General features: G+C 34.9%; 18 protein-coding genes, 1 pseudogene and 3 other annotated features. Of the genes and pseudogenes, 15 read left to right on the forward strand and 4 right to left on the reverse strand.

Going from position 1 to position 24,806, the window contains the following annotated elements:
- The first annotated feature begins 41 nt into the window (after window positions 1-41).
- Window positions 42-1,478 carry a GntP family permease gene (locus tag ACQKNI_RS02635; protein ID WP_088229433.1) on the forward strand — a complete coding sequence of 479 codons (1,437 nt, stop codon included), beginning with the start codon at window positions 42-44 and terminating at the stop codon, window positions 1,476-1,478.
- 153 nt (window positions 1,479-1,631) lie between these two features.
- Here the strand turns inward: ACQKNI_RS02635 and ACQKNI_RS02640 are convergent, their stop codons facing one another.
- Window positions 1,632-2,117 carry a GNAT family N-acetyltransferase gene (locus tag ACQKNI_RS02640; RefSeq protein ID WP_088229432.1) on the reverse strand — a complete coding sequence of 162 codons (486 nt, stop codon included), beginning with the start codon at window positions 2,115-2,117 and terminating at the stop codon, window positions 1,632-1,634.
- A gap of 166 nt (window positions 2,118-2,283) precedes the next feature.
- Between ACQKNI_RS02640 and ACQKNI_RS02645 the strand changes: the two genes are divergently transcribed.
- Both ACQKNI_RS02645 and ACQKNI_RS02650 read left to right on the forward strand, forming a co-directional pair.
- Window positions 2,284-3,045: a glycosyltransferase gene (locus tag ACQKNI_RS02645; protein ID WP_088229431.1), complete on the forward strand. Its 762-nt coding sequence runs from the start codon at window positions 2,284-2,286 to the stop codon at window positions 3,043-3,045.
- Between the two features lie 61 nt (window positions 3,046-3,106).
- On the forward strand, window positions 3,107-3,781 hold the full coding sequence (locus tag ACQKNI_RS02650; RefSeq protein ID WP_098357490.1) for a hypothetical protein: 675 nt from the start codon (window positions 3,107-3,109) through the stop codon (window positions 3,779-3,781).
- Window positions 3,782-3,811: 30 nt separating this feature from the next.
- Here the strand turns inward: ACQKNI_RS02650 and ACQKNI_RS02655 are convergent, their stop codons facing one another.
- Window positions 3,812-4,330: a kinase gene (locus ACQKNI_RS02655; RefSeq protein ID WP_088229430.1), complete on the reverse strand. Its 519-nt coding sequence runs from the start codon at window positions 4,328-4,330 to the stop codon at window positions 3,812-3,814.
- 70 nt (window positions 4,331-4,400) lie between these two features.
- On the opposite strand from ACQKNI_RS02655, the pseudogene ACQKNI_RS02660 reads away from it, so the two are divergent.
- Window positions 4,401-4,544, forward strand: a pseudogene (locus tag ACQKNI_RS02660) (cysteine hydrolase); the annotation flags it as partial.
- A 392-nt stretch (window positions 4,545-4,936) separates the two neighbouring features.
- Here ACQKNI_RS02660 and ACQKNI_RS02665 read toward each other — a convergent pair.
- Window positions 4,937-6,160 (reverse strand): ATP-grasp domain-containing protein, encoded by a 1,224-nt coding sequence (locus tag ACQKNI_RS02665; RefSeq protein WP_098253484.1) that lies wholly within the window; start codon window positions 6,158-6,160, stop codon window positions 4,937-4,939.
- A gap of 130 nt (window positions 6,161-6,290) precedes the next feature.
- Between ACQKNI_RS02665 and ACQKNI_RS02670 the strand changes: the two genes are divergently transcribed.
- Window positions 6,291-7,388, forward strand: coding sequence for a YheC/YheD family protein (locus ACQKNI_RS02670; RefSeq protein ID WP_098253485.1), 1,098 nt, complete (start codon window positions 6,291-6,293; stop codon window positions 7,386-7,388).
- Between the two features lie 255 nt (window positions 7,389-7,643).
- Entirely contained in the window at window positions 7,644-8,174 is a 531-nt protein-coding gene (locus tag ACQKNI_RS02675) for a hypothetical protein (protein ID WP_088229426.1), read from the forward strand.
- Window positions 8,175-8,425: 251 nt separating this feature from the next.
- Here ACQKNI_RS02675 and ACQKNI_RS02680 read toward each other — a convergent pair whose 3' ends face one another.
- A complete protein-coding gene (locus ACQKNI_RS02680) occupies window positions 8,426-8,863 on the reverse strand; it encodes a YndM family protein (RefSeq protein WP_088229425.1) in 438 nt (145 codons plus the stop codon).
- Window positions 8,864-9,044: 181 nt separating this feature from the next.
- Here ACQKNI_RS02680 and ACQKNI_RS02685 point away from each other — a divergent pair, with 181 nt between their 5' ends.
- The 9 genes from ACQKNI_RS02685 to ACQKNI_RS02725 all read left to right on the forward strand — a co-directional run bounded on the left by ACQKNI_RS02685 (window position 9,045) and on the right by ACQKNI_RS02725 (window position 24,792).
- Entirely contained in the window at window positions 9,045-12,527 is a 3,483-nt protein-coding gene (locus tag ACQKNI_RS02685) for a DUF4020 domain-containing protein (protein WP_098253486.1), read from the forward strand.
- Window positions 12,528-12,635: 108 nt separating this feature from the next.
- Window positions 12,636-12,872: a binding site (T-box leader), on the forward strand.
- Between the two features lie 54 nt (window positions 12,873-12,926).
- Window positions 12,927-13,160, forward strand: a binding site (T-box leader).
- 194 nt (window positions 13,161-13,354) lie between these two features.
- Window positions 13,355-14,431, forward strand: a complete 1,077-nt coding sequence (locus ACQKNI_RS02690; RefSeq protein WP_088229423.1) for a bifunctional 3-deoxy-7-phosphoheptulonate synthase/chorismate mutase — start codon at window positions 13,355-13,357, stop codon at window positions 14,429-14,431.
- Window positions 14,432-14,440: 9 nt separating this feature from the next.
- Window positions 14,441-14,659 (forward strand) — a binding site (T-box leader).
- Between the two features lie 53 nt (window positions 14,660-14,712).
- Window positions 14,713-15,885 carry a chorismate synthase gene (gene aroC / locus ACQKNI_RS02695; protein WP_088229422.1) on the forward strand — a complete coding sequence of 391 codons (1,173 nt, stop codon included), beginning with the start codon at window positions 14,713-14,715 and terminating at the stop codon, window positions 15,883-15,885.
- 18 nt (window positions 15,886-15,903) lie between these two features.
- Complete coding sequence (hisC, locus tag ACQKNI_RS02700; protein ID WP_098253488.1) at window positions 15,904-17,004, forward strand: histidinol-phosphate transaminase; 1,101 nt, start codon at window positions 15,904-15,906, stop codon at window positions 17,002-17,004.
- Window positions 16,997-18,097, forward strand: coding sequence for a prephenate dehydrogenase (gene tyrA / locus ACQKNI_RS02705; protein WP_098840986.1), 1,101 nt, complete (start codon window positions 16,997-16,999; stop codon window positions 18,095-18,097). Before hisC ends, tyrA begins: the two co-directional genes overlap by 8 nt.
- Window positions 18,098-18,113: 16 nt before the next feature.
- Entirely contained in the window at window positions 18,114-19,403 is a 1,290-nt protein-coding gene (gene aroA, locus ACQKNI_RS02710) for a 3-phosphoshikimate 1-carboxyvinyltransferase (RefSeq protein ID WP_098945746.1), read from the forward strand.
- Window positions 19,404-19,556: 153 nt separating this feature from the next.
- Window positions 19,557-20,714: a GNAT family N-acetyltransferase gene (locus ACQKNI_RS02715; protein ID WP_088229418.1), complete on the forward strand. Its 1,158-nt coding sequence runs from the start codon at window positions 19,557-19,559 to the stop codon at window positions 20,712-20,714.
- A 183-nt stretch (window positions 20,715-20,897) separates the two neighbouring features.
- Window positions 20,898-21,464 carry a TetR/AcrR family transcriptional regulator gene (locus ACQKNI_RS02720; protein ID WP_098882907.1) on the forward strand — a complete coding sequence of 189 codons (567 nt, stop codon included), beginning with the start codon at window positions 20,898-20,900 and terminating at the stop codon, window positions 21,462-21,464.
- A 211-nt stretch (window positions 21,465-21,675) separates the two neighbouring features.
- Window positions 21,676-24,792 carry an MMPL family transporter gene (locus tag ACQKNI_RS02725; RefSeq protein WP_098357485.1) on the forward strand — a complete coding sequence of 1,039 codons (3,117 nt, stop codon included), beginning with the start codon at window positions 21,676-21,678 and terminating at the stop codon, window positions 24,790-24,792.
- The last annotated feature ends 14 nt before the right edge of the window (window positions 24,793-24,806 follow it).

The following is a 24,806-nucleotide window of genomic DNA, read 5'->3' on the forward strand; positions in this document are numbered from 1 at the left end:
AGGAGATAAAAAAATCCATATTATTGAGGGGGATTGTGGTTATGGATTTATTGATCGTATTGTTAGCGCTTGGCTTGCTTATATTTGTCGCTTACCGCGGGTTTTCAGTCATTTTATTTGCTCCATTATGTGCTTTGCTGGCTGTATTTTTAACAGAACCGGCGAATGTTTTACCATTCTTTTCTAATGTTTTTATGGCGAAGATGGTCGGATTCATAAAATTATATTTTCCTGTGTTTTTGCTTGGCGCGATATTCGGTAAAGTGGTAGAAATCACTGGAATAGCAGAAAAAATCGCGAAAATTATCATCCGTTTTATAGGTGTGAAAAGAGCGATTCTTTCCATTGTGTTAATGGGAGCGATTCTTACATATAGTGGTGTCAGTTTATTTGTCGCAGTATTTGCGATTTATCCATTTGCAGCGCAATTATTTCGCGAGGCGGATATTCCGAAACGTCTCATTCCAGCGACAATCGCATTCAGCGCATTCACGTTCTCGATGGATTCGCTTCCAGGATCGCCTCAAATCCAAAATGTTATTCCAACTACGTTCTTTAAAACAGATATTTATGCAGCTCCTACATTAGGAATTATCGGAGCATTGTTTATCTTTATATGTGGCATGCTGTATTTGGAAAGATGTAGGAAAAAGGCTGCTGCTAAGGGAGAAGGATACTTTGGAAAAGGCGGTGCCACTTCTGAACTGGCTGCCACAACTAGCGCACAACTGGTGCCTACGCCGATTGCTTCCAGTGATGTTATTCCAGCTAGTTACTGGATAGCTTTTCTTCCGCTTGTACTGGTTGGCGTGATGAATAAGGTCTTTACAGAGTTCATCCCGGCTTGGTATACAAAAGGATTTGATTTTGCATCCATAGGTTTGAAGGAGTACGGAACAATTGATATGGGACAAGTTGTAGGTATTTGGTCAGTAGAAATAGCACTACTTATCGGAATAATGTCTGCTATATTATTAAACTTCCAAGCGGTAAAAGAACATTTTCAATCTATTACAAGCGTGGGTGTAAGTGGTTCAATTTTAGCTGCCATGAACACGGCAGCTGAGTATGGATTTGGTGCTGTTATAGCAGCTTTACCTGGATTTGTCATGATTCAAAATTATTTGACGGGGACATTTTCAAATCCTTTAATTAGCGGAGCGGTCATGACGAATATATTGTGCGGGCTGACTGGATCAGGTTCGGGTGGAATGAGTATTACATTAGGTTTAATGTCAGATAAATATATTGAAGCGGCAGCGAACTTTGATATTCCGTTAGATGTACTGCATCGTGTCATTGCAATGGCAGCGGGAGGGATGGATACTCTCCCTCATAACGGAGCAGTTATAACCTTACTTGCAGTTACAGGATTAACACACCGGGAAGCTTATAAAGAGATTTTTGGTATTACGATAATTAAGACATTAGCCGTATTCTTCGTTGTTGGAGTGTATATGATGTTTTCTATCGTATAGTAGGGAGGTTGATCGGCTGTTATAAATAACGCAGCCACCAATTTAAGATTATGAATAATGATAAATAGAAACAGCCATCATTCCATGAGATGATGGCTAAGAGAAAAGGGCAATACTACTTGTGGTTGAAAAGTAGTATCGCCTTTTATTTAGTTAAATATATGTACTTAAAATCTCTCCAGGCAAGCCATCAATCTCACAAACTATTTCAGATGTAAAACCGGCGTTTAGTAATATTTTTTGAGAGGGGATATTGTTCGGATCAATAATTGCTTTTAGTACGCTTACATCTGTCTGTTTCGCAATATTCATTAATTCCTTGGCAATTGCACTTCCGTATCTTTTCCCCCAGTGTTCCGGCAAGAGCATATATCCAATTTCAGCCTCTTTTGCATTTTCCTCATTTACCGTGACATGTCCAAGACCAATGTATTCATTTGTAATAGAATCACACACTTTATAAGAGCCGAATAGTTGATGTTTTTCATTGCGCTTTAACAATTTTTTAAAGTTAGCTTGCGCCTCTTCTAACGGAATGGAACGCTCTGTAATTTGGGCCATTACTTCTTCGTTTGAAACGAGCAGGAAATATAAGTTGAAATCTGTTGGTTCAAATTTATTGAAATATAGCCTCATCATAATATTCCTCCAAACTAATTTTTAATTGTTCTTCAGAAAAGATATATCATAATTTCAATTATAAAAGATTAACAAAGACAATTGTTAATCTTTGGTGGATAGAGTACATACAATTGGTAATCAAGTGGATGTATTATGGTGTAATTACAGAAAAGGGGGAAATAGTATGCCTGAAACAAATGAGTCTTCAAGAGTCGATTTAAAGAAAGATGTAAAGTTTTCTATAATAATCCCTGCGCACAATGAAGAGAAGTATATTAGGAAATGTTTAGATTCAATTTCAAAGGCAGCGGAGGCATATAAAGATCAAACTGAAGTTATAGTTGTTTTAAATCGTTGTACAGATAAAACAGAGGAAATAGCAAAATCGTATAACTGTATTACATTAAAAAATAACGATAAAAACTTATCCAAAATCCGAAATGAAGGGGCAAAAATAGCTAGTGGAGAAATCATCATTACTATAGATGCTGATACCCAAATGGCAGAGTCTATGTTGTCTAATGTAGACAAAAATTTAATTTCAGGTAAATACATTGGCGGTGGGGCAACTGGGAAGTTTGAAAGGATATCTTTAGGAATATTCCTTTCCGCAATGTTAATAATAATTCCTTTATTTTTTAAGTATGGGGCTATATCTGTAGGGATTTTTTGGTGTTATAGAAAAGACTTTATGGAGATTAATGGATTTAATGAAAAGATGCTTATGGCAGAAGATGCAGATTTTGCAAAACGGTTAAAAGAATGGGGCAAGCAAAACAATAAGAAATTCGGTACAATAAAAAATGGAATGATAACTTCATGCAGAAGGTTTGATACATATGGAGACTGGGCTTTACTTAAAAATCCAAAAGTAATTTTAGCCTATCTAAAAGGGAACGATAAAAAATACGCAGATCAAACATATTATGATAACCAAGAAAGATAATGACTTCTAGTGTTAATGATCTTATAATACAGATCAGATTTTTATAAAGCGAGGATGGAATGTGACAACAAAATTGTATGGCGCACGTTGTAATGAATTGAAAGGCTATAGATTAATGGAAGGAAGAGATTCATATAATCATTACTTCGGCGGCCAAGATTGTAATTTACCAATATGTAAGCTATGTGGTGAGAAGATGCATCAAATCATTTGCTTTGATTTGAAAGATAAGAGGCTTGAAGAACTTAAGAATGGTGCACTGGACATTTTACCATTCGTTTCATGCTTGAACTGTGCGATGGTGTGGGAGCCGCAATATTTTCAGTTAAGTGATGGAGGTAAAACAGTTCAAATTATAAAGCAAGATAATGTAGAAGAGTGGGTAATGGAAGAGGAATATAAGCTACCGGTGCCCCTCCCAAAAACAAATGTAAATCTTATAAATATGAAAAATAAAGATATACCCACTGATGAAGACAGCTACTGGGAAGCTTTTGACTTGTTCGGTTCAGAATATGTATGTAGGTTATTAGGATCACCTTTATATAGTGATCTTCCAGAAGATTTGGCATGTCCAAGTTGCTCTAAAGAGATGCAGTATGTTGCTACTATTGCACAAGATATTGGGGAACGGAAACGTATTTCAGTAGTTGATTTCCAGTTTGGGGAAATGCACATTTATTTTTATTTGTGCAAAGATTGCTCTGTAATAAAAACTGAAATACAAAGTACATAATAAAAATAAGACTGACTCATTCTGTCAGTCTTATTTTTGCATCGTAACATCATTAAGAATCGCATCAAATATATCTTTTTGAGTAAAGTTATCAGTAAAAATAATTTCGCCAGCAACTTCAATTGTATCGTGCGGACTATACCATTTTTGTAGGGAATCTTCACCAAATTCATGCCGTTTATCCCTTGTATTATGGCGTCTAATTGTTTCCTCTAATGATAAATCGAAGTAATATGTAAATGCATTTTCATCAAAATAATGTATTAATTCTTTCAACATATCACCATACCTACGACTGTTCAGTATACCTTCTAAAATAACAAACTCACATTTTCCTTTCCCGTACTTCGTAATTTCAAATAATAAATCATGTGATAAATTACCCATCGTGTCGTGTACTCTAAGCATATCTCTACGCACGACATCTTGTGAGACTAAAAGTGTACCTTGTCCGAAATGTTCTTGCAGTTCTTTTGCGATTGTTGTTTTTCCACTTGCGGAGTTTCCTCTAAGGATGATTAAAGTTGATTTTTGTATAGGATTAGACATAATATATTTCCCCCAACGCTTTTGATTATATAGGAAATTTTAACAAATGAAGCGAGGGAAGTGTATAATCAAAGGGTACAAAGTAACGTTAGTTAGTGATGCGCATAGTACGTTTGATACTGATGTATTACGTGCTGAAGATATTGTTAAGCATCATAACGTAGTGTTTGGAGCGTTTGCTGATGTTGTTGTATTTAAAGATTTGAAAGTGTAAGTGGGAAAGCGGCTGTCTCTAAAAGAATGGCCGCTTTTTTGATTTGAAATCAAGTTTTCGAAATGAATCAATAAATCGATTTGATTGATCCTAATGATTGAATGAAAATTACACATATTGTACCAGCCACACAAATATTTATTAAATTGCTTGGAATTTTTGCTTTACCGAATTTCAAATTAAATTTTTCACTAATTGCATAAGTTAACGCAATGTACGGCATTAAGGGGAGTTTTGCTAGTGTATAGCCCATATAAAAAAGCTCACTTCTCATATAAAAATAGATGAGGAGTGAGCCTTTTTGTTATGAATAATGACAGAGGATAATAATTAGAGTTATAAGAGATATGATGTTTTGTATATTTTTATCTGTTGGTGTATATATGTTGTATTTATTCTTTTTGGATTTCAAATGAAATTTCTTTAGCTGCTTCTAAAGAAATTTTTTTAGCTTCTGCTTTAACATAGGACGCTGCTATAACGTATCCATATCGATGTCCCATTGATGTAGGTGGTTTTAGAAAAGTTCCTTTTTTAGGTTTTATATAAACTTTCTCTACACCAGGATATCTAGAACTACGATTTTTCCCTGTAACTCGAATTAGTTTTCCCATAGATTTAACTGTTAGGTAATGAGCATACACATATTTATGATGTTTTTTATTTAGTGAAGGTTTATTTCCTAACATTAATTTAATAGTTTCTTGTACTAAGTTGATTCCATGCCCAATTTCAATTATGTCATTCATTGCTCCACCTGATATTCTCGGGTTTATCTCAATTAATTTCCAAACATCTTTTATTCTCCGGAGTTCTAGATGACAAGCCCCATTTTTCATATTAAAAGCCTGAATAACAGAATTAACTGCATTGAAAAGACTATTGTATAGTCTTTTGTCTACCTGTCCTAGTAAAGAATAACCAGTAACGATAAAGCGTTCAAAAAGTGTGATTTCTTGTTCAATTATTGCTATAATATGGACTTTTCCATTTTGAACTAAAATTTCGACTAAGTACTGAGGTCCATCTATATATTCTTCAAGTAGAATTTCTTCATTAGGTAATTTTTTTAAAAGACTTTGTATAGATAAAATTAATTGATCTTTATTTTTTACTAATAATACATCTTTTGATCCTGTTGATTTAGGGGATTTCACAATAAGAGGGAAATTTATCTTATTAGTTTTTTTTAAAAAAGATGATAATGATTCTGTCGGTTTATAAATTAAATAGTTGAGTGAGATTGGTAAATCTTTAAGTACATGACGAGTTAATATTTTGTTTTCCATATGATGGATAGCTTTAGTAGATACAATATTTGAGCAAAATTTTTCTGATAAACGTGCAGCCATATAAACATAAGGGTCAATAAAACTAAAAATCCCTTTTATGTTTTTTCCTGATTTATTTAATTTTTCAATTGTTGTAATTATATTATCATAATCATTTATATCAGTGAAAATCATCTGATGTACATCAGGGAATATAGTACGTTCAATAATAAATTTTGTTTTTTTAGTTAATAAAACAGTAAAGAAATTAAGTTTTTCAGCTGCTTTGATTGCTTCTCTACTTGATCCAGATTTATTTGTTTCAATGAAAACGATAGTATCCATTTTATGTCACCTTAACCTTTATCATTTATCATTTTATAAAACCTCAGGTTTATTATTTCTATAGGTAGAGTATTAAAATGAGCTTAAGCTTGTTCCGGATTTTTCGAAAAATGGTTGAATGAGGGAGAACATGAATATATATATAATGAATTTGATATTTGTTTTGAAAAAGACCTTTAGAAAGAAGGGAAGAAGAACTGACATGACTATAATTGGTATGCTTCATCATCGGAAAGATCCGAATGACGTAAAGAAAGCATATACTTACGCTGCTGTAGCTAAAGCTGAAGGTGTGGACTTTTTTTATTTTACTTTAGGGAAGGTAAATATAGAAACGGAGAAGATTTTAGGTAAAACTTATGAACATGGTAATTGGGTTGAACAAGAATTTTCTTTTCCAGATGTTATTTATAATGCAAGTGTTCATATTAGTGATAAAAATCAGCAAATCTATGATTATCTACATGAAAAAGTTCCTTTTACAAGTCATTCAATTGGAAATAAATTAAGTGTATATAATAGAATAAATAGAGCAAAAAAATTTAAGCAATATCTTATTCCTTTTTATGAATTAAATGATGTTAATACGTTTTTTGACATGATTAATCGTTATGAAAAACTTATTATTAAACCAATTTCTGGACATCAAGGTAGTGGTATTGTTTTCATTGAAAAAAATGGGATGAATTACAGTATGAATGAGTCAGAACAAATTTCATCTATTAATAAAAAACAATTACGGAGCTTTATATCTGATAAGATTCAACAGCAAGGATACATAGTTCAGCAGTTTATTTCATGTCGAATGAAATCTGGTCATGTTTATGATTTTCGATTGCATGTTCAAAGAAATGGAGAAGGCAGGTGGGTTGTTACCTCTATATTCCCGAGAATAGGTCCATTAGGAAGTATTGTATCAAATATGGCTAAGGGTGGTTATAGTACTTATTTAGATGTTTTTTTAAAAGCGGAGTTTGATGACGATTGGTATAATATGAAAAGGTATTTAGAACGATTTGCAGTAACTTTTTCTAACCATTTTAATTCTTTATTTAAGGATGTATTATTTGATGAGTTAGGAATTGATGTAGGGATTGATAAAGATCAAAAATTGTGGTTATTTGAGGTGAATTGGAGACCAGGGGTACCTAATATATTTAATCTTGAATTAGATGTAGCTAGAAATTTAATTCACTATGCTAGATATTTGGCTGATAAATCTAAATAAGAAAAGGAAAGTAGAAAAAATGAAACCTTTATATACAAATGTTTCTACTAATCTCTCTTACTATATCTCCTATAAGATTATTCTCCATGCGTCCCATGCTGGGCTACCGTCAAGTCGAAGTACCTAATACGAGCAAAATACCGGAACCTGATCATACATCCTTCATTGTGGGCGAGGGCACATATTTATAAAAAAATACGCTTGTCCAATCCATTAGCATTCTCCAGTCATTTAATATTACAAAGGGGGGAGAACATGGAAAACAATGAAGAAATCACGTTTCGATTTGTAAAAAAAGATGGAGAAGAAATTAATTTGGGAAATATTGCTAATAAACGAAAAATTGTCATTGTCATTAATAATCAGATTACATTTGCACCGAATACAACACAAATTGCCAGTGGGGCCGGACAAAACAGTGCAGCAGGAAGTAATGCAGCAATTGATTCATCGAATACTAGACAGCAACAAACGGTGGGCGCTGGAGGCGAAGCCATAAATAAGGGAATTAGTGGGGACCAGATTGAACCGCATAAAATGAAAAAAGAAACTTCGGATGAAGAGACAGAATTTGTAATTGTCATCAATAATCAAATTAATAAAACACGTAAGGAACAGGCTAGTGCTACTCAAGTGGCAAGTGGTGGTGGCGATGACAGTGCTGCTGGAACCAACGCTGCTATCGAAAGTTCTAATACTAAACAGCAACATGCAGTGGGAGGCGGAACGGATAGTTCGGCAGAAAATGCAGGTGAAGAAGGCGACCAAATAGAAAAATGCGATTAAAGAAAAGGGCAGAATCTGGATCTTCGGATACAGATTCTGCCCTTTTCTTTAATAGGTTATTACAGTTAAGATAGTTTACTCTCGATAAACACTTTTTTTAGACGAGGTAGCACAACATACGAATCAACTTAAGCGTTTTATTGCACCCAAAAACAAAAAAATGTACATTTTCTCTTGGAGATGTCAATTTATTCATTTTGAGGTATTTGCTTTTTTTAGCTTGATGGCGATGGAGCTCCTGCATCAAAATATTATTTCTTCTTATCTTTATCCAACACATTTTGTTCTTCCGCAAACTCTGTACCATATGCAAAGCGGCGATTAATATGAATGTTATCGTTGTTGTGCCTTGTGTGTGAATTAGAAAAGCGATGCACGATTACTTCAGATAATGTAAAGACAATTGCAGATAGGATACTGCCCCATGCAATTTGCATATAGTTGTCTAATAAAATATTACCGAAAATCCATACGCTTAAATATGTTAGTAAGAAATCTGACATAATGGCACCATTATTGCCAATTCGTTCTAAAATAATTTTATCAACGAACATATAAGATACGATTGTAACGAAGAGACTAAACGAAATGATTTGAACAAACGTTGCAGGGAAAAACAAAGCGAGTCCAATGCTAAAAGCGATGATGCACGATATAAATTTGATAAGTACTACAGTAAAACCATTCAATAATTACACCTCCGATTTATACATAGTTTTGCAATAAATTCAGGAGTTCATACATTGTATCGGATTTATTTAAATAAAACTTTTTCACGTTATTGTTTTTATCTAAATATTATAAAAACAATAAAAAAATGTTATAGTAAAATGAGAGTATATGACATTTTTAGGTAAGGGGGAATCCGGAATGTGGATTACTTCAGAAGTAGAAATTCCAGATGAGTTAATCGATCATCTTGAACAAGGGAAGTTAGTGTTATTTGTTGGAGCAGGAGTTTCTATGCAAGGGAAATCAAACTTACCCAATTTTGATGATCTAGTTGATGAAATTTCCAAAAAATTATACGTCGAAAAACGTGAAATAACGGAACCGCATGATTATTATCTTGGTAAAATTGCAAAAACGAAAGACGTACATCAAGTAGCGAAAGATGTTGTTCATATAGAAAAATCAAAACCGAATCCACTCCATTATGCAATTCCAAGGTTGTTTCCTTTAGATACAGATGTCCGTATTGTGACGACAAACTTTGATCAACATTTTACAACTGTAAGTAAAGAAATGAATAGGGAGATAAATGTTTATTACGCACCAGCGTTACCGACAGGGAGAGCGTTTAAAGGTCTGGCTTATATACATGGCAATGTAGAACAGGAGAAAGAAGCTTTAATTTTAACAGACGGTGATTTTGGAAGGGCTTACTTAACGGAAGGTTGGGCGAGAAGATTTTTAGTTGATTTATTCTCAAATTATACCGTTTTATTCGTTGGATATAGTCATAATGACCCAGTAATGAAATATTTAGCAACTGGTTTACCACCAAGTACAAGGCGTTATGCATTTGTCGCCCAAGGGGAAAACACATATCATTGGGAGCACTTAGGAATAAGACCGATTGTGTATCCAAACAAAGCAAATAATCATCAGTCCCTTGTCAAAGCGGTGAAGCGATGGGCGGAATTAATGGGCGATAATTATATTACAAAAAGAATGCGAATTCGGGATATTGTAACGGTCCCACCATCAGTAGAACAGGAACAATTGTCATACATAAAGCAGTCAATAAAGAAAATTGAAACAGTCCGTTATTTTGTTGAATTTGCCCGAGATTATGAATGGGTGGAATGGCTTGAAGCAGAAGGGAAATTACGAAATTTATTCTTGCTCACGCCAAACTATAACGAGGTAGACGAATTACTTGCAGAATGGTTAGTTGAACAATTTCTTTTTAGTCATCAAAAGGAACTATTTCAACTTATTTATAAAAATCATTCAAAAATATCCCCATTATTATGGCGAACAATTTGTCACTATTTAAACGAATTGAAAATAAAGATGGATCCGTTGTTGTTTGCAAGGTGGACACTCCTTTTGTTAGAAACAGCTGAAAAAGATAGTAGCTCTATTGAAAACATTTCATATTTACTGCAAAAATGTTCTTTTCCAGAGCATAAAGAAATTGCACTATTGTTACTAGCGTTTATTTTAGATGGGAAACTGAAATTAAAGCGTGTAAGAAAGTGGGGAAATGATACGCAAGAATCAATAGAACTTGAGGAATCGAGTCGTATACCAGTGTCTACGTTTTCTCATGTGGAGAAAATTTGGGATGAGAAGATGCGACCGCATATTTCTTATTACGCTGTTCCAATAATGATTATGGGATTAGAGAAGATGCGACTGTTGTCATTAAGACAAACAGCTCTGAAAAAAAGAGATAAGGAAAATGAAGAGAAAGAATTTCATCAAAATGACCTTGCATTTTTAATTCAAATTGTAAAAGAGTGTTTAACTTATTTATGTGAAAACAATGAGAAAAAAGCGAATTATTATATTACAGAAATGATAGAAGCAAATAGTGTACTTCAAAAGCAAATTGCCATTGATGCGATGAATAAAAATATATTCATTAGTGTAGATGACAAAATAAAATGGTTGTTACATGAAGGACTTCTTTTAGATTTAACGTATAAACACGAAGTTTTTCAACTTTTAAAAAGGCAGTATACACATTCTTTAGAAGAAACAAAGGAAGAAGTCATTCAAACTGTAGTGAAACACCTTACAGAGGAAAGGGCATTTGATGTATGTCTCGTCTTAGACCTATTATTTATGTGTGATTCGAATAGCCCATCTACAGCAAAAGGGTATGAGTTCATGAAGAAAAAGCATCCTCACTTTCATTCTGATCGATACAGTGTACAAAAGAAAGAGACTGCAGAACAAAGCATTACTTGTAATGTAACTGCGGATGGCTTGCTGCAATTAAAAGATGATGAAATTATGAAGCAAGTTCGGCAATTTTCTCAAGATGGTGTTTTTGAGCAACGCCATTTTTTAGAGATGTTATCTAAAGCATGTAAATTGAATACGGAGTGGAGTATTTCATTTGCATATCAATTAGTAGGCGTGCACGAAATAAGTAATGAAGTATGGTTTGTTTGTATTAGAGAGTGGCGAAATAACCGGGAACTGACAAATGAGCAAATCCAAAAAATCATTCCGCTATTGCAGAAATTTGTTAGAAATACAGCATTTCATTGGTTAATTAGTAGTTTTCTATATGAAATTAGCAATCGATTAGAAGAGTTAGAGGAGAATAGTATACGAGTTGTAAAACGTTTTGCTTTTTCAGTTTTCCCTCAAGTTATGAAAAGTAATACGGACTTTAAGCTTGGAAAACAAGACTTTTACAATGAATCGATTCAGCATCCTGTTGGAAAGATGACAGCGGTATTATTAAAACTGTTATCATATGATCATTTATACGATCGTAACGTGTATGAATATTTATTTTTATTTGAAGAACAAGTAAGGAATAGTTCAGAACGGACGAACTTTATGTTTGCGCGTTTAATAGCAGATATTACATTTTTATATCATATCGAGAAGCAGTGGTGCCGAAAATATTTGTTACCATACTTAGATTTAAAGAAAGAAAACGAGATTACAAAATATGCATGGGCAGGCTTATGTTACACGCAAATTAATTTACCTTTATTTACAGAGATGAAGCGATTTATTAAGTATGCGGTAGAACATTTGGAAGTGTTGCATCCGCATACACGGGAAGCATTCTTGAAGTGGCTTAGCTTTGTATTTATTAAATGTGTATTGTATTGGGAGCAAAAAACAGATTGGTTATACCCGCTACTCATACAAGGAAACGAAGAGAATAAAATTAAGTTTATGCAGCATGTATGCTATTACGTCAAAACATTAAGCGCAAAAGAGCAGCAAAAATTTTGGACGACTTGGCTCAGTGTATTTTTGCGAGAAAGACCAAAAATGGGCGAGATAACAACGAGAGAATATGTAATGCTTTTACGCATTATTTTATACATGGATGAGATTGTAGAAAAAGGATTATGTATTATATCTCGTACATTTTTAGATGTGAATGGAAAATGTACGGGGGAGGAAATGAAGCAGTTATTTAGTGAAATATTAGATAAGAAGGAAAGTATAAAAGCGCATAAGGAAATGTATGCAAATGTATTTTTTATTTTATTACAAACATGTCAGGAAGCCGATTTACTTGAAAGTGAAATCATACAAATAAAAAAACAATTAATCGAGTATGAAGTAGATAAACATGTATTAAATGTAATAGAAAATGAGATAATTCGCATCGGAATTGTAATGGGGAATTTACAAAAGGAATTATAGGTTGAAAGTGGAATTTGAAAAAATATATAAAAAGTTGTTGACAGTGTTTTGAAAAGCGTTCTATAATACGAATCATACTTATTCAATTTCAAAAAACAATTGAATAAACAAAGTGCAATGAAGAGATCACAGTAGTGATTAGTCTTACTGTAACAGAGAGCTGGTGGTTGGTGTGAACCAGTACAGGGATAATCATGAATTACAGTCTTGGAGCATCTTTTTCTTAGTAAAGATAGTATTGTCTTTATGAAGGAAAAGCGGTCAATTGATCGTTAACAGTGAAGAGAGGTAGACGGAAAGTTAGTCTACAACTAGGGTGGTACCGCGATAAATATCGTCCCTACTGATTTATTCAGTAGGGACTTTTTGTATTTTAGTGGTCCAACTTGAAAATAAAATAGTCATGCATTGAAAGGAAAAGCAGTAGTTGTTGTTTCCCTGTAACAGAGAGCTGGTGGTTGGTGCGAACCAGTACAAAAACAAGAGCGAATTACAGTCCTGGAGCATCTTTTTCGTAGTAAAGATATGTATCTTTATGAAGGGGAAGACGGTCAGATGATCGTTAACAATGAAGAGAGGTAGACGAAAGAAGTCTACAACTAGGGTGGTACCGCGATAAATATCGTCCCTACTGATTTATTCAGTAGGGATTTTTTGTACAAAAAAGTGGGTTTTATCTAGTAGATAGTGTCTTTATGGTAATTATTAGTTTAAAATAAGAAGAGGTATCGATTCCACTTTAAATTTTGTATAATTCATCAGTTCAGAAAATAGAGAATTTTCCATTCTCTTACTATACTTTTAAAACATTAGAGGAGGATTTCCAAATGGCAAATCATGAATTAGATCAATTACGTAAACAGGTAGATGAAATTAACTTACAACTATTACACCTATTAAATAAACGTGGTGAAATCGTTCAAAAAATTGGGGAACAAAAGCAAGTACAAGGTACGAAACGCTTTGATCCAGTACGTGAGCGTGAAGTGCTTGATATGATTGCAGAGCATAACGAAGGACCATTCGAAACGTCAACGGTTCAACATATTTTCAAAACAATCTTCAAAGCGAGCTTAGAATTGCAAGAAGATGATAACCGTAAAGCATTACTAGTATCACGTAAAAAGAAACAAGAAAATACAATCGTTAATATAAAAGGTGAATTGATTGGTAACGGCACACAAACATTCATCATGGGACCTTGTGCAGTTGAAAGCTTAGAGCAAGTTCGTCAAGTAGGGCAAGCGATGAAAGATCAAGGCTTAAAATTAATGCGCGGTGGTGCTTTCAAACCGAGAACATCTCCATACGATTTCCAAGGTTTAGGAGTAGAAGGATTACAAATTTTACGCCAAGTAGCAGATGAGTTTGATTTAGCGATTATTAGTGAAATTTTAAATCCGAACGATGTGGAAATGGCATTAGACTACGTTGATGTAATTCAAGTTGGCGCACGTAACATGCAAAACTTCGACTTACTACGAGCTGTAGGTAAAGTTAACAAGCCAGTATTACTAAAACGTGGTTTAGCAGCAACAATTGATGAGTTCATTAACGCAGCTGAATACATCATTGCACAAGGTAACGACCAAATTATTCTATGTGAGCGCGGTATCCGCACATACGAAAGAGCGACACGTAACACATTAGACATTTCAGCAGTACCGATTTTAAAGAAAGAAACACATTTACCAGTTATCGTTGACGTAACGCACTCAACTGGACGTAGAGATTTATTATTACCAACAGCGAAAGCAGCACTTGCAATTGGCGCAGATGCAGTAATGGCTGAAGTACATCCAGACCCAGCAGTTGCATTATCAGATTCTGCACAACAAATGGATATTCCAGAATTCCATAAATTCATGGAAGAGTTAAAAGGATTCAAAAATAAATTATCTTAATTCCATATCATATATGCGCTGAAGAGGAAACAGTAGTGCTTATCTCCCTGTTATAGAGAGCTGATGGTCGGTGTGAATCAGTACAAAGGTAAGCATGAATTACAGCCTTGGAGCATCTTTCTCCCAACTTTTGGAGGGAAAGACGGTCAAACGATCGTTAAAGAAGAAGAGAGGTAGACGAAAGAAGTCTACAACTAGGGTGGTACCGCGATAAATATCGTCCCTACTGAGCGCTCAGTAGGGACTTTTTTGTACAAAAAAATAGTAAAGGGGCAAGAGAAATGAGATACATTACAGCTGGAGAATCACATGGGCCACAGTTAACAGTTATTTTAGAAGGTGTACCAGCAGGTTTAACACTCACGGCGGAACATATTAATAAAGAATTATTAAGAAGACAAAAGGGGCATGGTCGCGGAAGACGCATGCAAATTGAAACAGATACAGTTGAAATTGTAAGTGGTGTACGTCATGGGACGACACTTGGCTCGCCGATAACGTTAATTGTCAAAAATGATGATTTCAAACATTGGACGAAAGTAATGGGTGCAGAGCCAATTTCGGAGCAAGAAAGTAAAGAAATGAAACGTACAATTACGAAACCACGTCCAGGACATGCAGATTTAAACGGAGCAATTAAATACGGTCACCGTGATATAAGAAACGTACTAGAGCGCTCATCTGCAAGAGAAACGACAGTTCGTGTAGCTGCTGGAGCAGTTGCGAAACAAATTTTGAAAGAATTAGGCATAGAAATTGCAGGGCATGTGCTTGAAATTGGTGGTGTAAAAGCAAAACATATTTCAAACTTACCAATTGAAGAAATTCAAACAATTACTGAAAGCTCACCAGTTCGATGCTTAGATAAAGAAGTAGAACAAGAGATGATGGATGCGATTGATAATGCAAAAAGTAGCGGAGATTCCATAGGTGGAATTGTGGAAGTTATTGCAGAAGGTATGCCAATTGGCGTTGGTAGTTACGTTCATTACGATCGTAAATTAGATGCAAAACTTGCTGGTGCGATTATGAGTATTAATGCATTTAAAGGTGCTGAAATTGGCGTTGGTTTTGAAGCAGCGAGACAGCCAGGAAGTAAAGTGCATGATGAAATTTTGTGGGATGAAGAAAAAGGATACACGAGAAAAACGAATAATGCTGGCGGGTTAGAAGGCGGTATGACAACAGGTATGCCAATTGTCGTAAGAGGCGTTATGAAGCCAATTCCTACATTATATAAACCGTTAGCAAGTGTTGATATTGATACGAAAGAAGCATTCCAAGCGAGTATTGAAAGATCTGATAGTTGCGCAGTACCAGCAGCCGGTGTTGTAGCTGAATCTGTTGTAGCATGGGAACTTGCAGTTGCACTAGTCGAACAATTCGGAAAAGATCGTATGGAGTTAATTCAGCAAAACATTACGCAACATAATAAATACGCAAAAGAATTTTAATAAAAAGGTGGTTTTAACATGCAAGTAAAAGATCAACTATCATCATTACAACCATATAAACCAGGTAAATCACCTGAACAAATGAAAGAAGTGTACGGAGATCATTCATTTGTGAAATTAGCATCGAATGAAAATCCATTCGGCTGTTCGCCACGTGTTTTAGATGAGTTGCAAAAATCATGGTTGGAACATGCTTTATATCCTGACGGAGGTGCTACAACGCTCCGTCAAACAATTGCAGATAAGTTACATGTACAAATGGAACAAGTACTTTGCGGTAGTGGTTTAGATGAAGTCATTCAAATGATAAGCCGTGCAGTACTAAGAGCTGGAGATAACATCGTAACAGCTGGTGCAACATTCCCGCAGTACCGCCACCATGCGATTATTGAAGGCTGTGAAGTGAAAGAAGTTGCGTTAAATAACGGTGTATACGACTTAGATGAAATTTCTTCAGCAGTGGATCATAATACAAAAATCGTGTGGATTTGTAATCCGAACAACCCTACAGGAACATATGTGAATGAACAGAAATTAACTCAATTCATTAAAGAGATTAGTGAGAATACGTTAATTGTCATTGATGAAGCGTACTATGAGTATGTAATAGCGGAAGATTTCCCAAAGGCATTACCGCTTTTAGAAAAACATAAAAATATTCTTGTGCTTAGAACGTTTTCTAAAGCATACGGGTTAGCTTCTTTCCGAGTGGGATATGCAATTGGACAGGAAGAGTTAATCGAGAAATTAAATGTCGTACGTTTACCATTTAACGTATCTTCATTAGCGCAAAAAGCAGCAACGATTGCTTTTAACGACGAAGCATTTATCGAAGAAATTGTACGTGTGAATGCAGAGGGATTACAACAATACGAAAGCTTCTGTAAGGAAAATGAAATTCCATTTTACCCGTCACAAACAAATTTCATCTTCTTGCCAGTTGAGGATGCTGGAGAGATTTATGAAGCTTGTGCACACGCAGGATTTATTATTCGTCCGTTCCCGAATGGGGTCCGTATTACAGTCGGAACTAGGGAACAAAATGAAGGAGTGATTTCAGTGTTAAAACAACACTTTGAAAATAAAAAAAGTAAGTCTCGAGATGAGGCAAATGTGTAAAAAAGTAGTATTAATTGGAACTGGTTTAATAGGAGGCTCTCTCGCATTAGCAATTAAGAATGAGCACGATGTAACGATAACTGGTTATGATATTTTTCCAGAACAAGTAGAACGCGCGAAAGAATTACACGTAGTAGATGAAGTAGCAATAGATTTACAGCATGCATGTGAAGAGGCACATTTAATCGTTTTTGCTTCTCCTGTTGAAGAAACGAAGAAGTTATTGCATAAACTAGCGTCATTCCGTTTACGAGAAGATGTTATTGTGACCGATGTTGGTAGTACAAAAGGAACGATTATGAACGAAGCAGAAGCTTTATTTTCAAAAGAAGTCTCTTTCATTGGTGGACATCCAATGGCAGGTTCTCATAAAACGGGAGTTGAAAGTGCAAAAGCACATTTATTTGAAAATGCATTTTACATTTTAACACCGATGAAGCATGTACCAAATGAACAAGTGGAAGAGCTTAAGCGTTGGTTAAAAGGAACAGGGTCACATTTTCTCGTTTTAAATACAGAAGAGCATGATTATGTAACAGGAATTGTGAGTCATTTTCCGCACCTAATTGCGGCAGGGTTAGTAAAGCAAGTTGAAAAACATGCAGGGGATAATCCGCTCATCCATCAACTAGCTGCCGGAGGGTTTAAAGACATTACACGTATCGCATCTAGTAGCCCGAAAATGTGGAGTGATATTGTAAAGCAAAATCGTGAGCATTTAATGGTATTATTAAAAGAGTGGATCTCTGAAATGGAAGGTTTATATCATACAGTTTCTACCGGAGATGCAGGCGAGATTCAAAACTATTTTGCAGACGCGAAAGAATACCGTGATTCGTTACCAGTCCGAAAAAGCGGTGCAATTCCTGCTTATCACGACTTATACGTCGATGTTTTAGATAAAGTGGGGGCTTTAGCTCATATTACGAGTATTTTGGCGCGTGAGGAAATTAGTATTACGAACTTGCAAATATTAGAAGCGCGTGAAGGATTACTTGGGGTATTACGTATTAGCTTCCAAAGAGAAGAAGATCGAATGAAAGCAAAGCTAGCGCTTGGAGAAGAAGAATATCAAACATATGAAACAATTTAAATGAGAAGGTGAAAACGTGAAGAAAAAAACGATACAACCTGTTAATAACGGATTAAATGGCAACATTACAATTCCAGGTGATAAGTCCATTTCACACCGCGCTGTTATGTTCGGCGCGATCGCAGAAGGAAAAACGACAATTAAAGGTTTCTTGCCCGGTGCAGACTGTTTAAGTACAATTTCTTGCTTTAAAGAAATGGGAGTAGACATTACGCAAAATGGTGATGAAGTTACTGTAGTTGGTAAAGGATTAGAAGGTTTACAAGAGCCGAAAGCTGTATTAGATGTTGGTAATTCTGGTACAACGATACGATTAATGTCAGGAATTTTGGCAAATACACCATTTTTCTCTTGCGTACAAGGTGATGCGTCTATCGCAAAAAGACCGATGAAACGTGTAACAAATCCATTAAAACAAATGGGCGCAAACATTGATGGCCGGGAAGAAGGAACGTTTACACCGCTAACAATACGCGGCGGTGATTTAAAAGCAATCGAATATACGTCTCCAGTTGCAAGTGCGCAAGTAAAATCAGCTATTTTACTCGCAGGTCTTCGCGCAGAAGGTGTAACTGCTGTTACAGAACCACATATTTCACGCGACCATACGGAAAGAATGCTAGAAGCATTTGGCGTTAAAGTAACCCGCGTGGGAAAAACTGTGAAACTTGCAGGTGGACAGAAGTTAACAGCAACAGACGTTCAAGTGCCGGGCGACGTATCATCAGCAGCATTTTTCTTAGTAGCAGGCGCAATCATTCCAAATAGTAAATTAGTATTAGAAAATGTAGGGATGAATCCAACTCGTACAGGTATTATTGATGTTTTAGAGAAAATGGGTGCTACGTTTACTGTAGAGCCAATTAACGAAGGAGCATCAGAACCAGCTGCAAATATAACAATCGAAACATCTTCATTAAAAGGAATCGAAATCGGCGGAGATATTATCCCAAGATTAATCGATGAAATTCCAGTAATCGCATTAGCAGCAACACAAGCAGAAGGAATTACAGTTATTAAAGATGCACACGAATTAAAAGTAAAAGAAACGAACCGTATTGATACAGTCGTTGCAGAGTTAACGAAACTAGGAGCTCGCATAGAAGCTACTGACGACGGCATGATTATTTACGGAAAATCAGCTCTAAAAGGCGATACAGTAAATAGTTACGGTGATCACCGCATCGGAATGATGCTTGCGATTGCTGGATGTATTGCAGAAGGAAAAACAACAATTGAAGATGCAGAAGCAGTAGGCGTATCATATCCTACATTCTTCGAAGAACTTCAAACGTTAGCTAAATAAAGTGATGAGAAGCAGATGCGGAATGTATCTGCTTTTTTATGTTGCATTATTGCGAAATCGATAGCATTTGTTGAGCGTCTATAAAATTTCACTTACCGAATTGTAATAATGAGAATTATGGTACAATTCAAATAGGGAATGGAGGAGAGATAAATGAATGTCATACAATTAAAAGAAGATAAATTTAGAGAAGCATTACGTTTATCAGAGTACGCTTTTCAATATAAAGTAGATGAGGAACGATTAAAGCAACAACTTATAAAGATGAAGGAAAGTCATGAAGTATACGGTATTATGGAAGGTGAAGATTTAGCAGCAAAACTGCATCTTATTCCGTTTCATATCTACATGGGAAAAGAAAAATTTAAAATGGGAGGCGTTGCAGGGGTAGCGACGTATCCGGAATATAGAAGGAGTGGCTATGTAAAAGAGTTACTTCAGCATTCACTTCAAACGATGAAAAAAGATGGGTATACCGTATCGATGCTACATCCGTTTGCTGTTTCATTCTACCGTAAATACGGCTGGGAACTTTGTGCGAATCGCTTAGTATGTCATATGACAAAGAGCGATTTAGTTATGAAAAAACAAGTGAATGGTACTGTGAAACGTTTCAATAAAGAAAATCATCCGGAAGAAGTAGAAAAGATTTATGAAACATTTGCAGAACGCTTTTCAGGGATGCTAGTTCGCAGTGGAAAATGGTGGTTACAAGCAGTCTATCATGATTTTACATTAGCGATTTACTATGATGAAAATAAAACGGCAGCAGGTTACATGTTATATAAAATAGAAAACTATAAAATGACAGTAGAAGAATTTGTTCCGTTGCATAATGAAGCTAGAAATGGCCTATGGAACTTCATATGTCAGCATGATTCTATGATAAAAGAACTAGAAATGACTATAAGTGAAAAAGAACCATTGTTATATACATTGCAAGAGCCAAGAGTGAAGACAGAATTGAAACCATATTTTATGGGCAGAATTGTAGATATAGAGCAGTTCTTAAAACAATATGAGTTGAATTGGAACAATGTACAGCAAGAAGTGATCTTACATATTACAGATTCATTTGCTCCGTGGAATAACGTTACAGTGAGACTTGCAAATCATGAAGTAGCAATTATAGAAGAAGCAAAGGATAAAGGAATCAAACTGGATATAAATGCATTATCTACAATTATGTTTGGTTACAAACGTCCGTTAGAACTAAAAGAACTTGAATTAATTAGCGGAAGTGAAGAGGAAATACGAGCATTTGAGAATGTAGTACCAGTTCGTAAGCCATTTATTTATGATTTCTTTTAATTTGAAAATAGGGGCGAGCTGTACTAAAGGAAACGTCGGTACAGCTTCCTTTTAGAATTTCACTCTTTACGCACGATCAATGAGAAAAATCGATTTTACTTTGTCGCACTCTTGACTTTTAATCCATCTAATTTATAATTAAAAACGGAATGAATTTTCATTCCTGAAAAGCGAGGTGAAAAAATGGCTAAAAACAAACAAGAAGACATTTTTGATGCTGCAATACAACTTTTTGCAGAGCGGGGGTATGATGGTACAACAATTCCGATGATTGCTGAAAAAGCAAAAGTAGGTGCAGGTACTATTTACCGTTATTTTGAAAATAAAGAGGCACTTGTTAATTCTTTATTTACGAAAAGTGTTTTACAACTATCGGAATTAATAAAAACCGATTTTCCAGTCGATGCAAATATTCGTGAACAGTTTAGCCATACGTACAACCGTTTATTTGAATTTGCGAGACAAAATGCAGATGCTTTTCTTTTTACAAATTCTCACTGTGATAGTTATTTTCTCGATGAACATAGTAATGAAATATTCGAGGACTTTATGGGCTTCTTCAGGGACTTGATTGAAGATGGAATCGAAAAAGGTTTTCTTCGTCCATTACCACCCATTGCTTTAATTATTATTGTATATCAACCAATTGAAAAATTAATTAAAGTAATGGAAACAGGTCAATTAGAATATACAGAAAAATTGGTAAAAGAACTGGAAGAAAGTTGTTGGAATGCTATTAGAATCATTTGATTCTATAGCTTTATAAGAACAGGAATGAACATTCATTCCGAGAAAGGTATAAAAACAATAACAGGAGATGATAAATCTTTACAAATAAAGGAATGAATATTCATTCCGGAATTCACAGTTTAATAGAGTTAAAAAGTAATTCGATAGAATGATAGGAATGAACGTTCATTCCTATAGCAACATGAAATTCTAATAGCGGGAGATGATTCAAATGAGCAAGCTAAAAAGTTGGAGAAGTTTATCTTTTCTATTATGGATAGTTATTACTATTACAATGGTCGTAACGATGCCGAATATGGATAAGTTAGTGAAAGAAAAAGGGCAAATTACGATTCCTCATACAGAACAAAGCAGTATGGCTGACAAGATGATAAAAGAGATGGATAAAGAAGGAAGCGAAAAGTATGAAATAATAGCGGTTTTTAATAGTGGAGATAAAAATGCTTTAACGAATGAACAAAAAGAGGAAATAGCGAAAACAATCAATGCGTTACAAAATGACAAAGAGAACTTAGGAATAAAGGAAGTTGTTTCACATTTAGATAATAAAGATTTGGAAGAACAATTAATTTCTAAAGATAATACAACGATTTTAACGCAAATATCGGTAGATAAAAAACATGGTAACATATCAAAAGTTGCAGATGAGCTTCATAAAAAAGTAAAACCGAAAGGGGTAAAAACATACTTAACAGGAAGCGACTTAATCGGAGATGATTTTCTTAAATCTTCTCAAGAGGGAGTGAAAAAGACAGAAATTATTTCAATTATTTTCATTCTTGTAGTATTAATCATTGTATTTCGTTCACCGATCGTTCCGATTATTTCTCTACTTACAGTTGGGGTATCGTATTTAGTTTCAATGGGGGTAATTGCTCATCTTGTAGATCAATTTAATTTCCCATTTTCGAATTTTACGCAAGTATTTGTCGTAGTTGTACTATTTGGAGTAGGAACAGATTATAACATTTTACTATATACGAGATTTAAAGAAGAATTAAGTAAACAAGAAAATGCATTTTTGGCCACGAAAGAGACATTTAAATCGGCAGGGAAAACAGTTATATATAGTGGGATAGCAGTGCTAATTGGTTTTGCATCACTTAGTTTAGCTAATTTTAACTTATATCAATCAACTTCAGCAGTATCAATTGGTGTCGCAGTATTACTACTCGTATTAACCACTTTAAATCCATTTTTTATGGTGCTTTTAGGAAAAGGAATGTTTTATCCAGTTAAAACATTTAAAGGTCATGAGGATAGTCGCTTATGGGGATTCTTTGCGAAAAATTCAGTTGCAAGACCATTTATCGCATTAATCATTGTAATGGTGATATCGATTCCTTTCGTATTAAAATATTCTAACACATTGAATTACAATGACTTATTTGAAGTAGACAATAAATACGAATCAAAGATGGGGATTAACGTAATTGAGGAGCATTTTCCGCCAGGGTTTTCTTCACCAAGTACGTTAGTCATTCAATCTAATAAAAAGTTAGATGGGGCGACTTCATTACAGACTTTAGATGAACTAACTGATAAAATTTCGAAAGTTAAGGGAGTTTCAGAAGTATATTCACCGACGCGTCCAACCGGTGATAAGATAAAAGAATTATATATAAATAAACAAGCGGGAGAACTTAATACAGGATTAGGAGATGCTAATGGTGGCTTAAAAGAAATCAATGATGGATTAACGGATGCGAAAAATAAAATGGGCGGTAATGAATCAAACGGTCTCGCAAATGTTCAAAAGTTAATTGATGGAACGAACGATGCAAAAAATGGAGTAACAGCATTAGGAACAGCGTTAAATCAATTATCAAGTGGCATAAACGATGGAGCACAAGGAGCACAGCAAATTGAGAGCGGGTTAACCTCACTAAACGAAAATATAAATATTTTATCAAATGCAACGTCGCAGTTGCATGCGGGTTACGCACAGCTAGAGAAAGGTTTAAGTTCTTACGATCAATACTTCGAGAGTATTTCGCAAGCAATTGATGGTGCGAAAAAAGGTTATGAGCAAATTGAAATGTTAATGACCAATTTTGTTCAAACAAAACCAGAATTAGCAAATGATCCTAATGTGAAGCAAACGATAGGAATTGCGAAGGAAGCCCAAAAGCAATTAAATGTACTGTCAAACGAATTAAATCAATTAGCAACGCAGCATAAAGCAGCGATGAGTTCATTTAAAGAAGCGAATCAGTCGTTATTGAAAGTAGATAACGGTTTAAAAGAAATGAATAATGGCGTTACAGAGTTACAAAAAGGAGCTACTGAGCTGAAAAATGGCTTGAATGAAGGTGCTACAGGTTCAAAACAAATTGCGAACAAATCAACTGAGCTACAATCTGGATTAACGAAAATAAATGATGGCCAAGGGCAGTTATTAACTGGATTAAAAGACTTGCAAGAACAGATGGGGCAATTGCAATCTGGTTTGTCTAAAAGTACAGAAGGGCTTGAAAAGGTAAGTAACGGTCTAGGGGATGCTCAGAAATATTTAGGAGAACTGAATGAATCGAAAAGCTCTGAGAAGTTTTACATTCCAAAAGAAATTTTGGAGGGAGAAGACTTCCAAAAAGCATTAAATACGTATATGTCACATGATAGAAAAACTGCTAAAATGACAATTATTTTAGATGTAAATCCATATTCGAAAGAAGCGATGCCTATTATTCATGAAATAAATAAAGCAATAGTTGGCACGTTAAAGGGGACGGAATTAAATGATGCGAAAACAGCAATTGGAGGGACAACAGCTAGAAATGTTGATTTAAAAGAAGTAACGGGGCAAGATTTCTTGCGTACTGCTACGATTATGTTGATTGGAATTGGGATTGTACTAATTGTAATTACCCGTTCATTCTTAAATTCAATTTTTATTATCGGATCTTTACTTTTAACGTACTTTGCATCACTTGGCATAAGTGAATTAATTAGTACACATGTATTAAACGTTGATTCATTAAGCTGGAATGTTCCATTCTTTAGTTTCATAATGCTTGTCGCTTTAGGAGTGGATTATAGTATCTTCTTGATGATGCGCTATAACGAGCTTGAAGGGGATTCGGTAACGAAAATTGTAACTGCATCTCGTCACATAGGCGGAGTTGTATTATCAGCAGCACTTATTTTAGGTGGGACATTTGCAGCGTTAATACCTTCAGGTGTATTAACTCTTATACAAGTTGCTTCCGTTGCTGTTATTGGGCTTCTAATATTAGCTCTTATTATTATGCCAGTATTATTTCCCGCTTTAATTGGTTTAACAAGTAAAATGAAGGGCTATACAAAGAAAATGAATAATAAAAAATAATTGAATCCCCCTTT

This window comes from Bacillus sp. NPDC094064 (assembly GCF_050279585.1).
Lineage (GTDB): Bacteria > Bacillota > Bacilli > Bacillales > Bacillaceae_G > Bacillus_A.

Excerpts from the sequence above, each read along its gene's own strand:
- ACQKNI_RS02655 (WP_088229430.1), bottom strand. The coding sequence starts at position 4,330 with ATGTCTAATCCTATACAAAAATCAACTTTAATCATCCTTAGAGGAAAC.
- hisC (WP_098253488.1), top strand. The coding sequence starts at position 15,904 with ATGCAAGTAAAAGATCAACTATCATCATTACAACCATATAAACCAGGT.
- ACQKNI_RS02720 (WP_098882907.1), top strand. The coding sequence starts at position 20,898 with ATGGCTAAAAACAAACAAGAAGACATTTTTGATGCTGCAATACAACTT.
- ACQKNI_RS02635 (WP_088229433.1), top strand. The coding sequence starts at position 42 with ATGGATTTATTGATCGTATTGTTAGCGCTTGGCTTGCTTATATTTGTC.
- ACQKNI_RS02725 (WP_098357485.1), top strand. The coding sequence starts at position 21,676 with ATGAGCAAGCTAAAAAGTTGGAGAAGTTTATCTTTTCTATTATGGATA.
- ACQKNI_RS02670 (WP_098253485.1), top strand. The coding sequence starts at position 6,291 with ATGAATATATATATAATGAATTTGATATTTGTTTTGAAAAAGACCTTT.
- tyrA (WP_098840986.1), top strand. The coding sequence starts at position 16,997 with ATGTGTAAAAAAGTAGTATTAATTGGAACTGGTTTAATAGGAGGCTCT.
- ACQKNI_RS02665 (WP_098253484.1), bottom strand. The coding sequence starts at position 6,160 with ATGGATACTATCGTTTTCATTGAAACAAATAAATCTGGATCAAGTAGA.
- ACQKNI_RS02685 (WP_098253486.1), top strand. The coding sequence starts at position 9,045 with ATGTGGATTACTTCAGAAGTAGAAATTCCAGATGAGTTAATCGATCAT.
- ACQKNI_RS02675 (WP_088229426.1), top strand. The coding sequence starts at position 7,644 with ATGGAAAACAATGAAGAAATCACGTTTCGATTTGTAAAAAAAGATGGA.
- aroC (WP_088229422.1), top strand. The coding sequence starts at position 14,713 with ATGAGATACATTACAGCTGGAGAATCACATGGGCCACAGTTAACAGTT.
- ACQKNI_RS02715 (WP_088229418.1), top strand. The coding sequence starts at position 19,557 with ATGAATGTCATACAATTAAAAGAAGATAAATTTAGAGAAGCATTACGT.
- ACQKNI_RS02640 (WP_088229432.1), bottom strand. The coding sequence starts at position 2,117 with ATGATGAGGCTATATTTCAATAAATTTGAACCAACAGATTTCAACTTA.
- ACQKNI_RS02645 (WP_088229431.1), top strand. The coding sequence starts at position 2,284 with ATGCCTGAAACAAATGAGTCTTCAAGAGTCGATTTAAAGAAAGATGTA.
- ACQKNI_RS02690 (WP_088229423.1), top strand. The coding sequence starts at position 13,355 with ATGGCAAATCATGAATTAGATCAATTACGTAAACAGGTAGATGAAATT.